20 protein-coding genes are annotated in these 17417 nt (G+C 65.0%); 12 read left to right on the forward strand and 8 right to left on the reverse strand.

Annotation, left to right across the window (positions count from 1 at the left end; genetic code table 11):
• Window positions 1–137 precede the first annotated feature (137 nt).
• Window positions 138–1352, forward strand: a complete 1215-nt coding sequence (locus JVX98_RS09250) for a multidrug effflux MFS transporter (RefSeq protein WP_205238390.1) — start codon at window positions 138–140, stop codon at window positions 1350–1352.
• A gap of 105 nt (window positions 1353–1457) precedes the next feature.
• Here JVX98_RS09250 and JVX98_RS09255 read toward each other — a convergent pair whose 3' ends face one another.
• Both JVX98_RS09255 and JVX98_RS09260 read right to left on the reverse strand, forming a co-directional pair.
• Window positions 1458–1841, reverse strand: coding sequence for a VOC family protein (locus tag JVX98_RS09255; RefSeq protein ID WP_192446668.1), 384 nt, complete (start codon window positions 1839–1841; stop codon window positions 1458–1460).
• 205 nt (window positions 1842–2046) lie between these two features.
• Window positions 2047–2931 carry an NmrA family NAD(P)-binding protein gene (locus tag JVX98_RS09260; protein ID WP_205238391.1) on the reverse strand — a complete coding sequence of 295 codons (885 nt, stop codon included), beginning with the start codon at window positions 2929–2931 and terminating at the stop codon, window positions 2047–2049.
• A 202-nt stretch (window positions 2932–3133) separates the two neighbouring features.
• On the opposite strand from JVX98_RS09260, the gene JVX98_RS09265 reads away from it, so the two are divergent.
• From JVX98_RS09265 to JVX98_RS32655, 4 genes are all read left to right on the forward strand, one after another.
• The gene (locus tag JVX98_RS09265) at window positions 3134–3538 is read left to right on the forward strand and encodes a helix-turn-helix domain-containing protein (protein ID WP_060605391.1); all 405 of its coding nucleotides are present in this window, start codon (window positions 3134–3136) and stop codon (window positions 3536–3538) included.
• Window positions 3539–3930: 392 nt separating this feature from the next.
• On the forward strand, window positions 3931–5211 hold the full coding sequence (locus tag JVX98_RS09270) for an NAD(P)/FAD-dependent oxidoreductase (RefSeq protein ID WP_205238392.1): 1281 nt from the start codon (window positions 3931–3933) through the stop codon (window positions 5209–5211).
• 52 nt (window positions 5212–5263) lie between these two features.
• Window positions 5264–5656: a glyoxalase/bleomycin resistance/dioxygenase family protein gene (locus JVX98_RS09275; RefSeq protein WP_192446665.1), complete on the forward strand. Its 393-nt coding sequence runs from the start codon at window positions 5264–5266 to the stop codon at window positions 5654–5656.
• 1 nt (window position 5657) lies between these two features.
• The gene (locus tag JVX98_RS32655; RefSeq protein WP_205238393.1) at window positions 5658–6548 is read left to right on the forward strand and encodes a GrpB family protein; all 891 of its coding nucleotides are present in this window, start codon (window positions 5658–5660) and stop codon (window positions 6546–6548) included.
• A 66-nt stretch (window positions 6549–6614) separates the two neighbouring features.
• On the opposite strand, the gene JVX98_RS09285 is transcribed toward JVX98_RS32655, so the two are convergent.
• Window positions 6615–7334 carry an aspartate/glutamate racemase family protein gene (locus tag JVX98_RS09285; RefSeq protein WP_205238394.1) on the reverse strand — a complete coding sequence of 240 codons (720 nt, stop codon included), beginning with the start codon at window positions 7332–7334 and terminating at the stop codon, window positions 6615–6617.
• 189 nt (window positions 7335–7523) lie between these two features.
• Between JVX98_RS09285 and JVX98_RS09290 the strand changes: the two genes are divergently transcribed.
• The gene (locus JVX98_RS09290; RefSeq protein WP_043622517.1) at window positions 7524–7988 is read left to right on the forward strand and encodes an Lrp/AsnC family transcriptional regulator; all 465 of its coding nucleotides are present in this window, start codon (window positions 7524–7526) and stop codon (window positions 7986–7988) included.
• 21 nt (window positions 7989–8009) lie between these two features.
• On the forward strand, window positions 8010–8579 hold the full coding sequence (locus tag JVX98_RS09295) for an isochorismatase family protein (protein WP_246764984.1): 570 nt from the start codon (window positions 8010–8012) through the stop codon (window positions 8577–8579).
• A gap of 8 nt (window positions 8580–8587) precedes the next feature.
• Here JVX98_RS09295 and JVX98_RS09300 read toward each other — a convergent pair whose 3' ends face one another.
• Window positions 8588–9622 (reverse strand): GlxA family transcriptional regulator, encoded by a 1035-nt coding sequence (locus JVX98_RS09300; protein ID WP_246764985.1) that lies wholly within the window; start codon window positions 9620–9622, stop codon window positions 8588–8590.
• A gap of 70 nt (window positions 9623–9692) precedes the next feature.
• Here JVX98_RS09300 and JVX98_RS09305 point away from each other — a divergent pair, with 70 nt between their 5' ends.
• Window positions 9693–10007, forward strand: coding sequence for a DUF1272 domain-containing protein (locus JVX98_RS09305; RefSeq protein ID WP_205238396.1), 315 nt, complete (start codon window positions 9693–9695; stop codon window positions 10005–10007).
• 138 nt (window positions 10008–10145) lie between these two features.
• A complete protein-coding gene (locus tag JVX98_RS09310; protein ID WP_205238397.1) occupies window positions 10146–11414 on the forward strand; it encodes an NAD(P)/FAD-dependent oxidoreductase in 1269 nt (422 codons plus the stop codon).
• A gap of 38 nt (window positions 11415–11452) precedes the next feature.
• Here the strand turns inward: JVX98_RS09310 and JVX98_RS09315 are convergent, their stop codons facing one another.
• A complete protein-coding gene (locus JVX98_RS09315; RefSeq protein WP_192446657.1) occupies window positions 11453–12178 on the reverse strand; it encodes a bifunctional 2-polyprenyl-6-hydroxyphenol methylase/3-demethylubiquinol 3-O-methyltransferase UbiG in 726 nt (241 codons plus the stop codon).
• Window positions 12179–12448: 270 nt separating this feature from the next.
• On the opposite strand from JVX98_RS09315, the gene JVX98_RS09320 reads away from it, so the two are divergent.
• On the forward strand, window positions 12449–12907 hold the full coding sequence (locus JVX98_RS09320) for a hypothetical protein (protein WP_192446656.1): 459 nt from the start codon (window positions 12449–12451) through the stop codon (window positions 12905–12907).
• A 3-nt stretch (window positions 12908–12910) separates the two neighbouring features.
• A complete protein-coding gene (locus JVX98_RS09325) occupies window positions 12911–14143 on the forward strand; it encodes an HlyD family secretion protein (RefSeq protein ID WP_192446655.1) in 1233 nt (410 codons plus the stop codon).
• Between the two features lie 43 nt (window positions 14144–14186).
• Here JVX98_RS09325 and JVX98_RS09330 read toward each other — a convergent pair whose 3' ends face one another.
• From JVX98_RS09330 to JVX98_RS09340, 3 genes are all read right to left on the reverse strand, one after another.
• On the reverse strand, window positions 14187–14771 hold the full coding sequence (locus tag JVX98_RS09330; RefSeq protein WP_205238398.1) for a hypothetical protein: 585 nt from the start codon (window positions 14769–14771) through the stop codon (window positions 14187–14189).
• Window positions 14772–15191: 420 nt separating this feature from the next.
• Complete coding sequence (locus tag JVX98_RS09335; RefSeq protein WP_205238399.1) at window positions 15192–15668, reverse strand: GNAT family N-acetyltransferase; 477 nt, start codon at window positions 15666–15668, stop codon at window positions 15192–15194.
• 191 nt (window positions 15669–15859) lie between these two features.
• Window positions 15860–16291 carry a rhodanese-like domain-containing protein gene (locus JVX98_RS09340; RefSeq protein WP_205238400.1) on the reverse strand — a complete coding sequence of 144 codons (432 nt, stop codon included), beginning with the start codon at window positions 16289–16291 and terminating at the stop codon, window positions 15860–15862.
• Window positions 16292–16375: 84 nt separating this feature from the next.
• On the opposite strand from JVX98_RS09340, the gene ftrA reads away from it, so the two are divergent.
• Window positions 16376–17410 carry a transcriptional regulator FtrA gene (gene ftrA / locus JVX98_RS09345; RefSeq protein ID WP_205239416.1) on the forward strand — a complete coding sequence of 345 codons (1035 nt, stop codon included), beginning with the start codon at window positions 16376–16378 and terminating at the stop codon, window positions 17408–17410.
• Window positions 17411–17417: the final 7 nt, after the last annotated feature.

Raw genomic sequence — 17417 nt, forward strand, 5'->3', positions numbered from 1 at the left:
GCGGTAGCGTCTTGTTTTCACGCGCTTCCTGGCGGGAAAGTGCTCAAAAACTTTGCGGAGAAATCTTGCGATGGCCGCACCCATCTTGCGGCAAGACTGCTATAGGTTGCGCCTCAGTTCTCCCAAATGTGCGGCCAATGACATCTCCCACCAGTTTTCGCGAGCGCATCGTTCTCTATGCGCTTTTGACATCGCTGACCTCGATCAGCATCGACGCGCTGTTGCCGGGGCTGCGCCAGATCGGCGCCGATGTCGGCGTCGCGCCGCCGCTTTCCACCCAGCATGTGATTTCACTGTTCATCCTCGGCATGGCGTTCGGCGAGCTTTTGCTCGGGCCGCTTTCCGATGCAATGGGGCGGAAGAGGGCGCTGGTCCTGGGTCTTGGCGTCTATGCGCTCGGAACGGTCATCGCCATGGTGGCGGGCTCGCTCGAAATGGTCATCCTCGGCCGGTTTCTTCAGGGTGTCGGCGTCTCCGGGCCGAAGATCGCGACGAGGGCGATGATCCGCGACCAGTTCGAGGGTGACGCCATGGCCCGCGTCATGTCGTTCATGTTCACGCTGTTCATTCTCGTGCCGATGCTGGCGCCGACACTGGCGCAGGGGATCATCACTGTGGCCGGCTGGCGCAGCATCTTTGCCGTCTATCTCGCGGCGGCGGGCGTTCTCGGCCTCTGGCTGGTGATGCGGCAGCCGGAAACATTGCCGGCCGACAAACGCATTCCCTTTCGCCCGCGGCTTCTCGTGTCGAACGGGCGGCGCATCCTGTCGCATCGGCGGGTAGCCTTGCTGATCGTTGCGACCGGGCTCGTCTTCGGCGCGCAGCTTCTCTATCTGAGCACGGCGGCCGACCTCTTCTTCGACGCCTACGGGATCGGCGAGACCTTTCCGCTCTATTTTGCCATGTTGGCGACGGGCATCGGGCTGGCCTCGTTCCTTAATGCCAAGCTCGTGCAGCGCTTCGGCGCGGAGGCGATGGCGCGCCGGGGCTTCGTCGGCCTGGCCGCTTCCGGCCTGGCGATGCTCGTGGCCTCGCTCTACTGGGGCGGGCGGCCGCCGCTTGCGGTGCTGCTGATGCTCGGCTTTGCCGCCTTCTTTGCGGTCGGCGTGCTGTTCGGCAATCTCAACGCCATGGCCATGCGTTCCCTGGGGCAGGTGGCAGGTCTCGGCGCGTCGCTGATCGCCTCCGGCTCCAGCCTTGTTGCGACGGTGTTTTCGATCGCGGTGGGGGCCTTCTACGATGGCACGACGCTCAACCTTGCGGCCGGCTTCTTTCTCGCCGGCGTCGGCGCGCTCGTTCTGGCCGAGCTGGCGCTAAGGGCCGATGCTTCGCCGGTGGAGGCCAACCGCTAGGGAGCGGCAAACGCTGCCAAGCCCGCGTGACGGCATCAACGTCCCATGCCGTTGTGCCCGGCGCTTCGGATGCCGGTTAAAGTATCCCGCCAAGGCAGCGACGTGCTAACCGTTATAGACGACGGAAATCTTGTTTCCGGCGGGATCGCGCATGTAGGCGGCGTACCAGTGCGGCCCATAATGCGGACGCGGATTGGGGGCGCCCTCATCCGTTCCGCCATTGGCCATGCCCGCTTGGTAGAAGGCATCGACGTCCTGACGGGACTGGACCATGAAGCCGACCATCGAGCCATTTCCAGCGCTTGCCGGCTCGTTGTTGAAGGGCTTGCAGACCCACAGCACGGGACCATTGCCAGTTCCGCCTTCGGAATAGGCGCGCCAGTCCGGAAATTCCGTGTGCGTCTTCCAGCCGATCGTCGCCAAGGCGGCATCGTAGAAGGCATTGGATCTGGCGGAATCCAAAGCACCGACGGTCAGATAAACGCTCATGATGTCCCCTTTTTTGAAGCGGTGAAGCCGGGAGAATTCATAGAGCGAATAAGTGAACAAAGCAAGAACAAATAATGCCGGCGTCCATGGCGAGGATTGTCTCGCCGCAGGACGGGCGCCTGGTGCCAGCCCGATGCCGACAGGATGGCAAATCGTTTCAAGAGCCCGGCGCAAACGGCCGGGCTCCCGCCGGTTGGCTTATCGCTTAGCCCGCAAGTCGCGCTTTGCTCGCTTCGAGGAAGGTGGCGAGCGTCACCGGCGTTGCGCCGGTCAGCGCTGTGACATCTCTCGTCACCATGTCGATGTGGCCCCCGCGGGTGTTGGCGTCGAAGGAGACGACGATCGGGATCAGGAAGTCCGGCAGCCCGGCGCTCTTCAGGCCACCTGCAAGCGCCTCGTCGGAGATGTGCACGACATTGAGCGGCTTGCCGGTCGCCTTGGCGACGAGGGCGGCAATCTCGTCCGTCGAGCGCAGTTCGCCGCCGGTCAGCGTGTAAGTGTGGCTCTCGCCGGTGGAGGAGGCAAGGGCTGCGGCTGCAGCCTTGGCGGCATCGGCGCGGGCGATGTGGGCGAGGCGGCCTTCGCCCGACGAGGAATACCATTGCCCGGTCTCAAGCGCATGGGGCAGCGCCATGAACAGGTTCTCCATGTACCAGCCGTTGCGCAGGATGGTGTAGGGAATGCCGGTCGCCTTGATGGCGTTTTCGGTGCCGAGATGATCGGGTGCGAAGGGAATGACCGAGGTCTCCGGGCTCGGCATCGAGGTGTAGACGATGTGCTTGGCGCCGGCCTTCTTCGCGGCGGCGACGGCAGCAAGATGCTGCTTCAGTCGCTTGCCCGGCTGATCCAGCGCGTCGGTCGAGATGATCAGGATGCGGTCGGCGCCGGCGAAGGCCTGGTCGAGCGAAGCGGGATCGTCGAAATCGGCGACGCGGGCCTGGACGCCCCTGGCGATGTAATCGGCGAGCTTGGCCGTGTCGCGGCTGGTGGCGATGATCCGGCTCGGTGCGACGCCGGACGCCAGAAGCTGGTCGAGCACAAGCTTGCCGAGTTGGCCGGTTGCGCCGGTGACGAGCAATGTATCGGACATGGTCTTTACCTTTTCCTGTTTGGGCCGAGACGGAAAACGCGGGCGGAACGCCGCGGCGCAGGTCTCGCCGGCTCTTCATGCCGTCGCCTGGGAGATGCGTCGGCACATGGTCTCTTTTTGAGACTTGCTCTTATCCCGTAATCGCCGTAGGGCTGTAAAGGAGGCAGTTTTTTCTGCTGTGGTTACAAGAAGGGTACCGTCGATGAACAAGCCGACCGGGGACATGAAGGGCAAGCGCGTGGCGATCGTCTGCGGCGTGCCGATGGATATGGAAAACTGCCCGGTCCGCGACGTCATGGACAATATCGGCGGCAAGTGGAATTCGCTGATGATCCTGTCGCTCGCCGACGGCCCCTTGCGCTTCTCACAACTCCGCCGGCTGATCCCCGACATTTCCCAGCGCATGCTGACCCAGACGCTGCGCGACCTGCAGCGCGACGGCTACATCCACCGCACCGTCTACCCGACGCAGCCGCCGAGCGTCGAATATGCGCTGACCGATCTCGGCCGCTCGCTGCTCGGCCTGCTCAAGCATTTCGTCGACTGGTCGGTGGAAAACCACGGCGCCATCCGGGCCGCGCGCGAGGTCTATGACGCGGAGGGGTAGGGGCGATCGCTCTACTGTGCCTCGCTGGCGTGGGCGCGTTCGCGTGCCTGTGTCGCGCGCCTTGCTTATGTGTTTCCGACGATCGCTTGCGGGCTTGCGTCTCTCCTCGGGTTTAACCCGAGCACTAACCCTCTCTCCGCAGGCGGTGAGAGGGGACTTGTCCGCTGGTCCTGTTGGCGAACGGAGCCGCCGCGCTGGGGACGTCGAGGGTGTCGCTCGCTCACGTGCTGGGAGAAGGCGACCGACAGGCCACATGAGCGGCGGCCGTTCCTTTGCGGTATGACGCGACTTCAGGCATCACGCGCGACGTCGTGTCCCGCTACCGTGACCTTGCCCTAGCACTTTGATTTTCCCCATAGTTTCGTCGATCATCCGCGTCACCTCGGGGAACCATGAAGACACTTCATATCGGCATAGCGGGCGCCGGCCCGGCGGGGCTGGCAGCGGCACTGATGCTGTCGCGGCGCGGCCATCGGGTGGATGTCCTCGAGCGTTTCGACGTGGCGTCGCCTGTCGGTTCCGGGCTGATGCTGCAGCCAACGGGGCTCACGGTCCTGAACACGCTCGGTCTGCTCGATCCTATTCTTGCACTCGGCAGCCGGATCGACCGGCTCTATGGCGCGGATGCCAGATCCGGGCGCACCGTGCTCGACGTGCGCTATGACGCGCTTGCCGGTGGGCGCTTCGGGCTGGCAGTGCAGCGCGCGGCCCTGTTCAATACGATTCACGACACCGTGGCCGCGGCCGGGCTGCCGGTCAAGACGGGTGTCACACTGACCGATGTTCGCATGGCGGGCGGCAAGGCCGTGCTGCTGGATGCGCAGGGGCATGAGGCGGGCGCCTATGATCTGGTGATCGATGCGAGCGGCGCGCGCTCGGCGCTCGCTGCCGGTTCGACCGCCGCGCCCAAGGTGCGCGAGCTTGCCTATGGCGCCTTCTGGGCGACGCTCGACAGCGACGGTCTGAAGCATGATCCACATGCATTGGTGCAGCGCTACGACCGGGCGAAAGTTATGATCGGCATCCTGCCGGCGGGCCGCGCGCGGATGGGCGAGCGAGAGCGCGTCGCCTTCTTCTGGAGCCTCAGGGTAGCGGACGCGGAGGCGATACGGCAGGCCGGGCTCGACCGCTGGAAGGCGCGCATTCTCGACTACTGGCCGGATTGCGCGCCGTTGCTGCATCAGATCAGGGACTGGGAGCAGCTGACGCTCGCGCGCTATGCGCACCGCACGATGCGCCCGCCGGCCTGCGGCCGCATCGCCTTTGTCGGCGACAGCGCCCATTCGACGAGCCCGCAGCTCGGGCAGGGGGCGAACATGGCGCTGCTCGATGTCGCAGCACTTTCGCATGCGCTGGAGACGGCTGGCGATCTCGATACCGCACTTGCCAGCTATGCCGCCGCACGCCGCAACCACGTCGCGCTGTTCCAGCTTCTGTCGCTTCTCTTCACGCCCTTCTACCAGTCGGACTCGACGGCTCTCGCCTGGCTGCGCGACCGGCTGGTGGCCACAGTCGCGCGCACCTCGCCGATGCAGGCGCTGCTCGCCTCGATCGTTTCCGGCACGCTGGTTGATCCGTTCAGGCTGGCGGGACTGGCCGAATGCGACTGGCAGGCGGTGGGGGGCGGCGCGGACGGGCACGGCCAGGCGGCCGCCCCGGCGATTTCCACCTGAGACGGCCGCGAATCCTGTATCAAGGCGATCCGGATGGCGGATGGAGGGTTTGATGACGGACGGCGTGGCGGCCATTCTCGTGCATGTGGCCGATACGCAGGCGGGTCTTGCCTGGTATCAGCGCGCATTTCCTGACGCTGAACGCCGGTTTCTTGCCGCCTTTGATTTTGCCTATCTGCGGATCGGCGCGACCGATCTCGAGATCGTCCAGGCCGACGAGAAGGTGGCGAGCGGGGCTGCCGGTTCCGTCGTCTACTGGGCGGTCGCGGATCTCGATCGGGCCCTTGCCCATTTCGCAGCGCTCGGCGCGTTGCTCTATCGCGGGCCGCTGGCGATCCAGGAGCGGCTGTGGATGTGCCAGGTGCGCGACCCCTGGGGCAATTGCATCGGCCTTCGCGGGCCGCGCCCGGGAGAGGGCGGCATCGACAACGACGCGGCGCCCTGAAATGGCGACGCGGGTGGAGATCGTTGCCTATGATCCCAGCTGGCCGCAGCGCTACTCGGAGATCGCGCAGGAACTGCGGCGTGTCCTGGGTGCGCTGGTGATTGCCGTCGACCACATCGGCAGCACAGCCGTTCCCGACATGCCGGCAAAGGCCGTCATCGATATCGATGTCACCTTGAGGGGCCTGTCCGACATTGTGGCTGCCAGTGCCTTGCTCGTTTCGGCCGGCTATCAGGCGCGCGGCAACCGCTACGACGACGATGTCTGGGCCTTCATGCTGCATGGGAGAGAGCCGAAGCAGCGGATCTATCTCTGCCCGCCCGACAACGAGACCCATCGACGCCGCCTGGTCTTCCGCGACCATCTGCGCGGGCATGCGGACACCGCCTTGGCCTATGCGGCGCTGAAGGCCAGCCTCGCCGAGACCTACCGGTATGACGGGGATCGCTACACCACCGAGAAGACGAGCTTCGTCAATGCGATCGTCGAGCGCGAAGACCGGATGACGGGAGATCAGTCCGCCATGTCACAGACATCCATCACCTGCGAGATCCGCTACCGGCTGAAGCCTGGCGGCCTGGCGGAGTTCGAGGCCTATGCGCAGACCTGGATGACGCTGATCGAGCGGCACGGCGGGACGCACCACGGCTATTTCGTGCCGCGCGAAAAACCCGTAGGCGTCGGCGCCAGCTTTCCGGGGGTGGGCGAAGACGGCGCCGGCGACATCGCCGTCGCGCTCTTCACCTTTCCGGACGAGGCGGCGTACCTGCGCTATCGCAGCGACGTTGCCGCCGATCCGGATGGCATCGCCGCCAATGCGCGATATGCCGACGCCCCGCCGTTCGTGAGCTATGAGCGCATCTTCCTGCAGCCGCTTGCGCGCAACCCTTAAATCATCTCCGGGCTTGACCCGGACGAGTCATCCTCGGGTATAGCCTCCAAGGCCTGAGTGCCGCGCTCAAGCCGCTCGCGCCAGCTCGAGGCCCTCCAGCGCGAACGCAACCGCGGCTTCGGCGTGGATCGCGGTGGAATCGAAGCCCGGCAGCGGCAGGGCGCGCGGGTCGAGGGTCAGGCAGATCTCGGTGCAGCCGAGGATGACGGCGTCGGCGCCTTGCGCGTCAGCCTTGTCGATCAGCTCGATCAATGCTCGGCGGGAGCAGCGCAGCACCTTGCCGGCGCAGAGTTCGTCGAAGATGACGTTGTGCACGAGCGTGCGGCCGTCCGCATCCGGCACCAGGATGTCGATGCCGTGGCTTCTCATGCGTTCGGCGTAAAAGCCGTGTTCCATGGTGTAGCGCGTGGCCAGCAGCAGCGGCCGGCGGCTGCCAGCCGCCTTCAGGCGCATGGCCGTCTCGTCGATGATGTTGATGAGCGGAATGTCGATCGCCGCCTGAACGGCACCGGCGATCAGGTGCATGGTGTTGGTGCAGATCAGCACGCAGTCCGCACCGGCCGCTTGAAGGCCGCGGGCGACATCGGCAAGGCGCTTGGCGGCGTCTTCCCAGCGGCCGGCCTTCTGCAGGTCGACGATCGACTGGAAATCGACGGAATGCAGCAGCACCTCGGCCGAATGCAGCCCGCCCAGTTGTTCGCGAACAGCCTCGTTGACCATGCGGTAGTAGACTGCCGAGCTTTCGAAGCTCATGCCGCCGATAAGACCGATCTTGCGCATAACCATTCCTCTCTGTCCGCTGTTGTCGCCGTCCGTTGCGGCCGTCGTTTGATGGGAGGAACTATGCCGTAGGGTCGGCGGCAATGGTTCGCTTTGATCGGATCGAAAACGGTGTTTCGCGCGATCTGTTTGTGTATAGATCAGTAAATGTGCAAATATGAGGCGCATGAATTTCAGATCATGGGAGGGATCGGCGTGCTCGACGATAGAGACAGGAAGCTGCTCGCGCTGCTGCAGCAGGATGCAAGCGTGGCTGTCGGCGAATTGGCGGAGCGGGTGAACCTATCGCTTTCGGCCTGTTCGCGCCGCATCCAGCGGCTGGAGGAGGCGGGTTACATCGCCAGGCGCATCGTCGTGCTCGACCGCGAGCGCATGGGCGTGCCGACCACCGTCTTTGCGCTGATCAAGACGGCGCATCACTCGGACGAATGGATCGAGACCTTCCGCCGCGCGATCAGCGATATCCCCGAAATCGTCGAGGCCCATCGTTTGACGGGAAATCATGACTATATCGTCAAGGTCGTGCTGCCGCGGGTCGAGCATTACGACGTGGTCTACAAGCAGATCGTGCGCAAGGTCGAACTCTTCGACGTCTCCGCCTCGATCTCGATGGAAATCTTAAAGAGCGGCACGGCGGTGCCGGTCGATTATGCGGTGTGAGGCGAAATGACGAAGGATGCAGTGGGCCAGGCGGTCGGCGGCGAGGTTGCCGATGCGCTGGTGATTGTCGATGTGCAGAGGGCCTTTATTTCCGGGCCGGAAGCCGTGCCCGGCCATGTCGACCTGCAGCGGGCCGTTGGCCTGCTTTTGCAGAATGCGCGCGCGGCCGGCGTGCCGGTGATCTTCCTGCAGAACGACGGGCCCAAGGGCGCCGTCGACGAACCGGAGACCGATGGCTGGCAGCTGTTCTTTCCCGCGAAGGCCGGGGAGGTTGTCGTGCGCAAGCGGAACGACGACGGCTTCGACGGCACTGACCTCGAAGACCAACTGAGGACGCGCAAAATCGAGACGATCGCGATCTGCGGCATGCTTTCGGAGATGTGCCTGGCGGCGACGGCCCGCACGGCGATGGCGAAGGACTTCACCGTGATCCTCGCCAACGATGCGCATGCGACCTACGACGTGCCGCCCGGTCCCGGCCGCTCGCCGATGGTGCCGGCGCGACTGGCCGCGCGCGCGGCGGAGTGGTCGCTCGGCGACGAGATCGTGCTGGTGGACGCGGCAGGGGATATCGCCTTCGCGGCCACGTAGGTTTCCTCTCACCGATTCATGCTGTCGGCCAATTGCAGGTCCGACAACGCGCGTGGCGCTGTAGGGCCGAAGCGCGCCTGATAGTCCGAAGGCGCGATGCCCTTGCGGCGCTGAAAGGCGCGGCGCAGGCGCTCGGCGTTGCCGAAGCCGAAGAGAAACGGCGCCTGCGCGACGGACACATCCCCACGCTCTATCGCCTCGCAGGCCGCATCGACCCGAAGTTCCTCGACGAACTGCGCCGGGCTTGCTCCCATCTCCTGGGTGAACAGGCGGGAGAAATTGCGCTCGCTCATGCGCGCCATCTCCGCAAGCCGCGGCACGGAGAGGTCGGCTGCCAGGTCGGCGCGGATCTCGGCCACCAGCGTGTCGAAGCGGTCGCTTCGGCTCGTCATCTGCTGGTGCAGGGCGGCGCTGAACTGGCGCTGGCCGCCCGTGCGCCTGACGTAAAGCACCAGGGAGCGCGCGAGCCGCAAGGCCTCGCTGCGGCCGAGGTCCTCTTCGACCATCGCCAGCGCCATGTCGATGCCGGCGGTGACGCCGGCTGAAGTCCAGATCCCGCGATCCTCCTCGAAGATCGAATCCTCCCGCACGTCGATCTCTGGGAAATCCTGCTGCAGCTGGGCGCAATCTTCCCAATGGGTCGTTGCCCGCCGCCCATTAAGATGGCCGCCGCGCGCCAGAATGAACGCACCGAGGCAGATCGAGCCGAGGCGCCGGCATCGGCCGGCCATGGCGGAAAGGAAGGCCTGCAGTCCTTCCGAATTCGCCGCCTCGAGCGCGCTCTGCCCACCCGAGACGAGCAGGGTGTCGGGTGGGGAGCAATCGGCAAAGGGGCTTGTGTCGAGCGCAACGCCCGTATCCGTTGCGACCGGCCCGCCGCACTCGGAGACCAGGGTGATGCAATAGGCCTGGGAGCCCGACGTGGTGCGGGCGTCGTTGAAGACCTGCAGCGGTCCGGTCACGTCGATCAGCTTAGTGCGGTCGAAGAGCATGATCGCGACGGTTCGCGCGGCTTTCTCGGGTTTGGCGTAAAGCGAGGGCATATTGTCATTTATGCCAAACGCTTTTCATGGGAGCAAGCGGGACCATTATCCGTCACCCTTGGAGCCGACCATGCTGGAACTCAGACCAAACTGCGAACTGTGCGACCGCGACCTGCCGCCGGCGTCTCTGGACGCGCGCATCTGCAGCTACGAATGCACCTATTGCGCAAGCTGCGTGGAAACGGTGCTTCACAATGTCTGCCCGACCTGCGGCGGCGGATTTGCGCCGAGACCGATCCGGCCCCTGCGGTCCTTTCGCCCGGAAAAGCGCCTTGGCCTCGGCTTTGATCCCGCCAGCGACGTTCGTCGCCATTCGCCGTTCACGGCGGAGGACATTCAGGCGCATGTGGCGCGGATCCGGCATCTCGCGCCGAACGAGCGCTGACCGGAGCGGCGGCTTTCCGCGCCGTTCTTGACTTTTTGCAAGGGTGACATGAGGTGGTTGCGCTTGTGCTTGGCGGCCACAACCCCAATGTTGTGGCATGTCCAACGGAAGGCCAGTTGAAAGCCGACTGGGAAGAACATGCAGGACAGGCATCACGTGGTCGTCGTCGGCGGCGGGTTCGGCGGATTGCAGCTCGTCAAGGGGCTCGCCGGCGCGCCGGTCAGGATCACGCTCATCGACCGCCGCAACCATCATCTCTTCCAGCCCTTGCTCTACCAGGTCGCAACGACGCTGATCGCGACCTCCGAGATCGCCTGGCCGATCCGCAGCCTCTGGCGCGACCGGCCGGAGGTGACGACGCTGCTTGGCGAGGTGAGCGATGTCGACGAGGCCGGAAAGGCCGTGGTGCTCCGGGATGGAACGCGGATCGCCTATGACACGCTGGTGCTGGCGACGGGGGCGACGCATGCCTATTTCGGCCATGACGAATGGGAACCCTTCGCGCCCGGCCTGAAGACGTTGGAGGACGCGACGACGATCCGCCGCCGGGTGCTGCTCGCCTTCGAGCGGGCGGAGCTGGAAGAGGATCCCGATCTTCGTGCAGCCCTCCTGACCTTCACCGTCATCGGTGCCGGCCCGACCGGCGTCGAGCTTGCCGGCATCATCGCCGAGATGGCGCACCGGACGCTTCCCGACGAATTCCGCCGCATCGACACCCGGCAGGCCCGCGTGATCCTGGTCGAAGCAGGGCCGCGCATTCTCGCCGCCTTCAGCGAGGATCTGTCTGCCTATGCGGTCAAGGAACTGGAACGCCTCGGCGTCGAGGTGCGCACCGGCACGCCTGTGACCTCCTGCACGGAGGAGGGCGTTGTCATCGGCGACCAATTCGTCGGCAGCCGCACCCTCGTCTGGGCCGCCGGGGTGCAGGCATCGCCCGCCGCCCGCTGGCTGGATATTGCGGCCGACCGCGCCGGCCGGGCAATCGTCGGCGCCGACCTGACGGCGCCCGGCCACCCCGACGTCTTCGTCATCGGCGATACGGCTGCCGTCACCTATGACGGCGGCAAGCCGGTGCCGGGCATTGCGCCCGCCGCCAAACAGCAGGGCGCCTATGTGGCCGACGTCATCCGCGCGCGGCTTTCAGGCGCCAAGCCTCCGGCTGATTTCCGCTATCGCCACCAGGGCAGCCTCGCCACCATCGGCCGGCGCGCCGCGATCATCGATTTCGGCCGCTTCAAGCTCAAGGGCGCGCTTGCCTGGTGGATCTGGGGCATCGCCCACATCTACTTCCTGATCGGCACCCGCAGCCGCTTCGCCGTCGCCTGGAGCTGGTTCTGGACCTACTTGAGCGGCCAGCACAGCGCCCGGCTGATCACCCAGAAGGAGACGCTGAAAGAGAAGGGCTAAGAGCGAGAGGCAGCCAATGTCATGGCCGCCGTCGGCGTCTATTTCTGAACCTTGACGATCAGGATCATCGGCCGGTCGACCTCTTCCGCAAGCGCCGGAATCTCTTCGATCTGTGTTTCCGTCGGCCGCCATTCCTCGACGTGGCGGATGGCAAAGCCTGCGCCCATCAGCGTGTTCAGCGTCGTGCCGATCGTGCGGTGGTGCTTGATCACGCCCTTCGCCAGCCAGTTCGTCGTGCGCGGACCTTCGGCTGAGTAGTGGTCGACCGGCCAGGTGCGCTCGCCGTCGGCGATGCGCCAGCCGGGATTGAGCGAGGCCATGTAGATCGGGTGCTCGATGGTGAAGACGAAGTGGGCGCCGGGGACCAGCGCGCGGTGGATGGTCGCGACCAGCCGGCCGAAATCCTCGACATAGTGGAAGGCGAGCGAGCTGTAGGCAAAGTCGAAGCCCGCTTGCGGCAGGTCGAGCTGGTCGAGATCGGCGATCTTGTAGTCTATCGCCGGATCCGACGTGTCGGCCTTGGCGCGGGCGATCATTTTTTCGGAGAGGTCGAGCCCGAGCACATGGGCGGCGCCGGCCTCGCGGGCATGGCGCGAGAACCAGCCATAGCCGCAGCCGAGATCGACGACGCGGCTGCCGGAAAGATCCGGCAACAACCTACGGATGGCCGGCCATTCGGCGGCCCCTGCGAGCCCGTGCACAGAGCGCCCGAGCTGGCTGTAGCCTTCGAAAAATTCCGGCTTATCGTATATGTTCTGGGCCATCTCGGTCTCCTTCGGGGCAGCGGGCAAGGGGCGCGCGTGCATGAGGCGCGCGATAGGACGGGCGGGCATCTGCCGCCGTTCCCTCGGGAACAGCACGCCGTCGAGGATCCTGCTCGAAAGCTGCGTCATTTCAAAGCGCTAGCGCATCGAACTGATAGGTCGCGCAGCAACCCGGCGTCAAGTCACGGTTGCGCGCAAGCTTTTGTTTTTGTTTTCTAGCGGTGTGCTAATGTACGATTCTCCTGGTCCAGTCCGATATGCGGAGGCGTAATGTCCGAAGCCATCCATCCTGCTGCCATTCACCATCTTCCGGGCTTTATAACGGCACCCGGCCAGTCCGACTGGCTGCTCACGGCGGTTGCCGTGTTCCTGATCGTTTCGGTCTTCGCGCTCGGCACGATCTATCTCCGGCTGCACTCCCTGCCGGAGCTCATGGCGCACAAGACCAACAAGATCCAGCTCGAGCTGGTGGCGGTCCTGGCGCTCCTGTCGCTGCTCACCCACAACAACATCCTTTGGGGTGCAGCGTTGCTCCTGGCGCTGATCGATTTGCCGGATTTCTCTTCTCCGCTTTCCTCGATCTCCCGCTCGCTGGAGCGGATTGCCGGAAAGGTGGACCAACCGACCGTGCCGGAGGCGAGGGACGTGGAGGCCGAGCCGCTGCCACTGCCGCGCGCCTTGCCCGGCCACCCGTCACCCGATCAGCCATCGACGGAAGGGAAGGCATAAGCCATGTTCGAGTTCATCCTTTGCTCGATGCTGACCATCCTGCCCGACTATCTCTTCCGCCGTTACGGCCAGGGAAAACGCATCGGGCGCGAAATCACCATCTATTCCGTCTGGTTCGAACTGCGCTGGGGCATCACCGCCTGCATCGTGCTGACGATCTCGCTGATCACCCTGATCTTCTACTTCCATCCGTCGACCAAGAACGTCACCGCGGCGTTCCGCACCGTGGCGGTGCTGCCTGAGACCAACGGGCGTGTGACGGAAATTTACGCCACCCGCTTTGAGAAGGTGAAGGCCGGCCAGCCGCTGTTCAAACTCGATAGCTCGGAGGAGGAGGCGAAGGCCGAGGTCGCACGGCGACAGATCGCCGAAGTCGACGCCGAGACCACCGTTGCCCGCACCGAGCTTGTCGCTGCCGACGGCGTGATCGTCCAGGCACAGGCCGCACTGCAGCAGGCGCAGGACGAATACGACACGCAGGTCGAACTCAACAAGCTCAACCCCAATGTCGTTGCCCGGCGCGAGATCGAACGCCGTCAGGTGGCGCTCGAAGGACGCAAGGGTGCCGTGACGGCTGCTCTTTCCGGCAAGCAGACGCTGGAGACGAAGCTTTCCTCGCTGCTGCCCTCGCAGAAGGCGAGCGCCGAAGCGGCGCTGAAACAGGCGGAGGTCGACATCACCAAGACGACCGTGCGTGCCGGCGTATCGGGCACGCTGCAGCAGTTCACGCTTAGGGTCGGCGAAATCGTCAATCCGCTGCTGAGGCCCGCTGGCGTGCTCGTCCCGGAAGATGCCGGGCGAGCGCGACTGGTCGCCGGCTTCGGCCAGATCGAGGCGCAGGTGATGAAGGTGGGCATGATCGGGGAGGCGACCTGCGTCGGCAAGCCGTTCACGATCATCCCGCTCGTCGTCACCGAGGTGCAGGACGTGATCGCCGCCGGCCAGGTGCGCGCCAGCGACCAGTTGATCGACATCGCGCAGATCTCGCAGCCGGGCACGCTCACCGTGGTGATGGAGCCGCTTTACCCCGGTGTGCTCGACGACGTGCCGCCGGGCAGCAGCTGCATCGCCAACGCCTATACCAGCAACCACGAGGAACTGGACAAGCCCGGGATCAGCACGCTGCAATGGGTCTATCTTCACGGCGTCGATGCGGTCGGCCTCGTGCATGCGGCGATCCTGCGCATCCAGGCGCTGATGCTGCCGGTGCAGACGCTGGTGCTCGGCGGGCACTAAGCGACAAGCCAGGCCGGCCGGGGTTTTCGATCCCGGCCGGTGCCTATCGCACGCAGATCTTGCCCTTCATGTAAGCCACGGCTTCTTTCAGCCTTGCCCGGTCGATCTGCAAATTCCCACTTTTGTTCTTCTCCATCGGGCCGATCTTCCAGCGCCAAAGCCCGCGCGGGGCATCCTCGCTGTTGAGCCGGCCGCATGCGCCGTCGAATTGTGACGCGAGGCACCGCATCTTCGCCCCGGCAAGGATCGTCACGGCTGCATCGTCGGTCTTGCTGGTCTCGACGGTTTCAAGGGCGGTGAAATCGACAGAGAACGTTCCCGCCCGAAAGACCGCAAGCGCACCCGTGTCCGAAAGCTCCGCCTTGAAGCTGCAAGCGCCCGTGCGTTCGACGGTAATTCGCCCGATTTCGGCGCGCTGGGAGCCTTCCACCATGGCGATCGCCACGGTCAAAGGCTTTGCGGACGGGGAGAAGGTCGAGAGCCCGGGCGGTGCCGGGGCATGCCGATCCAATCCGAACAGGAGATAGGTTGCGACCTCCTCCTCGGACATGGTCTCGAAGGAACCGGCTGCGCTCGGGGAGGCCAGGAGCATCAGGGCGATGGCTGTGCAAAGACGGCTGATTTTCAAGAATGGCCTGCGGCAATCGTGACGGGAGCGACCGGTTTGGGGCGCTATCTTCCGTTGCGTCTACATCTTGCAACGATCTCTGGAAAGTCCCGACAATGCCAGTCGGTCACGGACCCAAAAGGGGTCTCCAAAAATGATTGAGCCCCCGTGGGGACGGAGGCTCAAGCGCGCAATTAAATTAATAAAGCAACTGCACTGCAATATAACCGCAAGCATGCATACTCTTCCGGGGATTGCATACTTCCGGGGCGCAATCGCAAGTACAGTGTGGCAAAACAGGCCGCTGAAAGCAATGGAATTTAAGGGGATTTTAATAGTCAATTTGGGTTACGGGAAAATCCCCAACTTATTCACCCGATAGGGCCAGGATTTTCCTGACAATAGCCCGTAGGGGCAAAGGCGGGATCCCGACACATTCTTTTAGGCGTCATCACTCCCGATCGACAGCGACCAGGGCTCCCAGATTGCGTCGAGCACGGCGCCCTGGCGCCGATAGAAGCGCTTCGCATCGTCGTTGCTCGCAAGCACCGACCACTCGATGCGTGGCGCGCCGATCGCCGCCGCGTGGCGTTTCAGCGCCTCGATCAAAGCCGCGCCGGCGCCCAGGGAACGTGCTGTTTCATCGACGAAAAGCTCCTTCAGCACGAGCGTCGGCTTCAGGTCGTAGGTCCAGGGGATGACGTAGTGCACGGCGATGCCGACGACGCGGCCGCCAAGCTCGGCGACCAGCACGCCAAAGCGCGGGTTGTCGCCAAGCCCGTGCGCGATCAGATCGCCTTCGGTCACGCGGAAATCGTCGATGTAGCCTTCGAACACCGCAAGGTCGCGCATCAGCCGCAGCACGCAGGCGACGTCATCTCGTTCGAATGGGCGGACGATAAGGGGTGACGCGGTCATCGCGATACCTCGTGCAAAGGGGTTAGCGGGCCGGCGCGGGTTATGGAGGCCCGGTGAAGGGGCGATCCTACCGCATCATCGGCTGCAATCGCGATCGATTTCAGGCTGAAACCGACCGCGATCCAGAATGCTGCAGTGCCGTGCATCCGGCAAGGCGTGCGGCGCTGCAAAGGGCCTTCGGCGGCGCCGGCTCAAGCGGCGAGCAGCGCCTGCGCTTCGCCGGGGGCAGCGCCAGTCGCAAAGGCGAGACCTTCGTCCTCCCAGCCGGTGATGCCGCCGATCATGAGCTTCACCGGCCGACCGAGGCGGGCGAGCTTGAGTGCGGCCTGGTCGGCGCCGTTGCAATGCGGACCGGCGCAGTAGACGACGAACAGGGTGTCTTGCGCCCATTCGGCCAGACGTTCGGCCGAAATCTGGCGGTGGGGCAGGTGGATCGCGCCCGGCACATGGCGGCGGGCATAGGCCGCATCCGAGCCGACGACGTGCAGCAGCACGAAATCCTGATCGCCGCTCTTCAGCGCCTGGGCGACGTCGGAGCAATCGGTCTCGACGCTCAGGCGCCCGGCGAAATGGGCAATGGCGATTTCAGGCGATGCGGCGGCGATTTCGGTGACGGTGCTCATCGGGCTCTCCTTGGGGTGTGCGTGTTGACGAGGAGATGTGTAGCAGCGCTCGATCGGGGCTGGCAGTTGGCAACATTGCCATATATGCTCAAGATCATGCCAAAGTCGTTTTCCGCTGCTGTGCCACTCACAAACCCGCTCGTCGTGGCACTCGCCTATGACGGGCTCTGCACCTTCGAGTTCGGCGTCGCCGTCGAAATGTTCGGCCTGCCGCGGCCGGAAATGGGCGAGGGCTGGTATCGCTTCGCCGTCGCCTCGGTCGATCCGGGCGAGCTTCGGGCAACCGGCGGCGTGCGCTTCGTCGCCGACGGCGGCATCGAGCTTTTGAGGGAGGCCGGCACGATCGTCGTGCCGGGCTGGCGCGGCGCCGACCAGCCGGTGCCGGAATCGGTGTGCGCGGCGCTGCGCGATGCCCACGCCCGCGGCGCGCGCGTGCTTTCCATCTGCTCCGGCGTCTTCGTGCTGGCCGCCGCCGGCCTGCTTTCGGGCCTCCGGGCGACGACCCATTGGCGCTATACCGACAAGCTGAAGGCGCTTTACCCTGATATCGAGGTGGTGCCGGATGTACTCTATGTCGATGGCGGCCAGGTCTTGACCTCGGCGGGCAGTGCGGCCGGCATCGATCTCTGCCTGCATCTGATCCGTCGCGATTTCGGCAGCGAGGCGGCCAACCGCGTGGCGCGCCGGCTCGTCGTGCCGCCGCATCGCGATGGCGGCCAGGCGCAGTTCATCGAGCGGGCGGTGCCGGATGTGCACGAGAGCGCCAGGCTCGGGCCGCTGCTTGACCGGATGCGCGCGCGGCTCGGCGAAGATTTTTCGATTGCGGCGCTTGCCAAGGCCGCCGGCATGAGCGAGCGCACCTTCCTGCGCCGCTTCGAGGCGGCGACCGGCACGACGCCGGCGCGCTGGCTCTTGTCCGAGCGGCTGTCGCGCGCCCGGCAATTGCTGGAGGAAACGGCACTCGGCATGGAACAGGTCGCGGAAGCTTCCGGATTCGGCTCGACCCAGACGCTGCGCCACCACTTCCGCCAGCAGCTTTCGACCACACCCGCCGCCTATCGCGCCGCCTTCGGGCGGATGCCGGGTCCTGCACCGGCTACAGAGGTCGCGGCGGAGTAGCGCCGCC

The organism is Ensifer sp. PDNC004 (genome assembly GCF_016919405.1).
Lineage (GTDB): Bacteria > Pseudomonadota > Alphaproteobacteria > Rhizobiales > Rhizobiaceae > Ensifer.

Bases quoted from the DNA above. Each gene is read 5' to 3' on its own strand.
- JVX98_RS09250 (WP_205238390.1), top strand. From the start codon at position 138: ATGACATCTCCCACCAGTTTTCGCGAGCGCATCGTTCTCTATGCGCTT.
- JVX98_RS09255 (WP_192446668.1), bottom strand. From the start codon at position 1,841: ATGAGCGTTTATCTGACCGTCGGTGCTTTGGATTCCGCCAGATCCAAT.
- JVX98_RS09260 (WP_205238391.1), bottom strand. From the start codon at position 2,931: ATGTCCGATACATTGCTCGTCACCGGCGCAACCGGCCAACTCGGCAAG.
- JVX98_RS09265 (WP_060605391.1), top strand. From the start codon at position 3,134: ATGAACAAGCCGACCGGGGACATGAAGGGCAAGCGCGTGGCGATCGTC.
- JVX98_RS09270 (WP_205238392.1), top strand. From the start codon at position 3,931: ATGAAGACACTTCATATCGGCATAGCGGGCGCCGGCCCGGCGGGGCTG.
- JVX98_RS09275 (WP_192446665.1), top strand. From the start codon at position 5,264: ATGACGGACGGCGTGGCGGCCATTCTCGTGCATGTGGCCGATACGCAG.
- JVX98_RS32655 (WP_205238393.1), top strand. From the start codon at position 5,658: ATGGCGACGCGGGTGGAGATCGTTGCCTATGATCCCAGCTGGCCGCAG.
- JVX98_RS09285 (WP_205238394.1), bottom strand. From the start codon at position 7,334: ATGGTTATGCGCAAGATCGGTCTTATCGGCGGCATGAGCTTCGAAAGC.
- JVX98_RS09300 (WP_246764985.1), bottom strand. From the start codon at position 9,622: ATGCCCTCGCTTTACGCCAAACCCGAGAAAGCCGCGCGAACCGTCGCG.
- JVX98_RS09305 (WP_205238396.1), top strand. From the start codon at position 9,693: ATGCTGGAACTCAGACCAAACTGCGAACTGTGCGACCGCGACCTGCCG.
- JVX98_RS09310 (WP_205238397.1), top strand. From the start codon at position 10,146: ATGCAGGACAGGCATCACGTGGTCGTCGTCGGCGGCGGGTTCGGCGGA.
- JVX98_RS09315 (WP_192446657.1), bottom strand. From the start codon at position 12,178: ATGGCCCAGAACATATACGATAAGCCGGAATTTTTCGAAGGCTACAGC.
- JVX98_RS09320 (WP_192446656.1), top strand. From the start codon at position 12,449: ATGTCCGAAGCCATCCATCCTGCTGCCATTCACCATCTTCCGGGCTTT.
- JVX98_RS09325 (WP_192446655.1), top strand. From the start codon at position 12,911: ATGTTCGAGTTCATCCTTTGCTCGATGCTGACCATCCTGCCCGACTAT.
- JVX98_RS09335 (WP_205238399.1), bottom strand. From the start codon at position 15,668: ATGACCGCGTCACCCCTTATCGTCCGCCCATTCGAACGAGATGACGTC.
- JVX98_RS09340 (WP_205238400.1), bottom strand. From the start codon at position 16,291: ATGAGCACCGTCACCGAAATCGCCGCCGCATCGCCTGAAATCGCCATT.
- ftrA (WP_205239416.1), top strand. From the start codon at position 16,376: ATGCTCAAGATCATGCCAAAGTCGTTTTCCGCTGCTGTGCCACTCACA.